At 67.2% G+C, this 923-nt stretch carries 1 protein-coding gene; it reads left to right on the forward strand.

From position 1 onward, the window contains the following. Positions 1–69 precede the first annotated feature (69 nt). On the forward strand, positions 70–894 hold the full coding sequence (locus ABEA43_RS67775) for an IS5 family transposase (RefSeq protein WP_345581581.1): 825 nt from the start codon (positions 70–72) through the stop codon (positions 892–894). Positions 895–923 lie beyond the last annotated feature (29 nt).

Here is a 923-nt window from a genome sequence, read left to right on the forward strand (position 1 = left end):
GTTTGAGAAGATCGTTCATGTTCGGCGTGGTGGGGTGACGATCGGCGTACGGATCGCCAGGGTGGCTGGATGCCCCCTGATCGTTACCCCTCGGATCTGACCGATGAGCAGTGGGAGCTGATCGAACCCCTGCTGCCCGAGCCGAACACCGGCGGCCGTCCGGAGAAGCACCCGCGACGGGAGATCGTCAACGCCATCGTGTACGTGGTGCGCTCCGGCTGCCCGTGGCGCTACCTGCCCACCGATCTACCGCCCTGGCAGACCGTGTACTGGTACTTCCAGCAGTGGGAAGCCGCCGGCGTCACCGAGACACTCCTGGCCGAGCTGCGTGTCAAAGCCCGGCGGCAGGCCGGCCGTGACGATGAGCCATCGGCGGGGATCATCGACTCCCAGAGCGTCAAGGGCGCCGACACCGTCGGTCGTGACAGCCGTGGCTATGACGCGGGTAAGAAGGTCAACGGCCGCAAACGGTTCATCATCACCGACACCACGGGCCTGCTCGTCACGGTCGCGGTCATGGCCGCGAGCCGGCAAGACCGCGACGGCGCCAAGACCGCCCTGCTGTCGGCGTACCTGACCACGCCCATTCGCTACGTCTTCGCCGATCAGGGCTTCGCCGGACGGCTGGTTGATTGGGCCCGCGACACCCTGCGCACCACCCTGCAGATCGTCCGCAAGCCCGCCGAGCAGCAGGGATTCAGCGTCATCTCCCGCCGTTGGGTGGTCGAGAGGACGCTGGCCTGGCTGACCGCCTGCCGACGACTGGCCCGCGACTACGAACGCGACCCCGCCGTCTCCGAGGCGATCATCCGCTGGGCGGCCATCGCCGGCATGACCCGACGCCTCACCCGCGGCAGACCCGCCCAACGCCAAGCGCGTTACCTCTGTGACTGACCCTCAAACGATCATCACAAACACGCACT

Source organism: Nonomuraea rosea (assembly GCF_039539705.1).
In the GTDB taxonomy this organism is placed as follows: domain Bacteria; phylum Actinomycetota; class Actinomycetes; order Streptosporangiales; family Streptosporangiaceae; genus Nonomuraea; species Nonomuraea rosea.

Excerpts from the sequence above, each read along its gene's own strand:
- ABEA43_RS67775 (WP_345581581.1), top strand. The coding sequence starts at position 70 with ATGCCCCCTGATCGTTACCCCTCGGATCTGACCGATGAGCAGTGGGAG.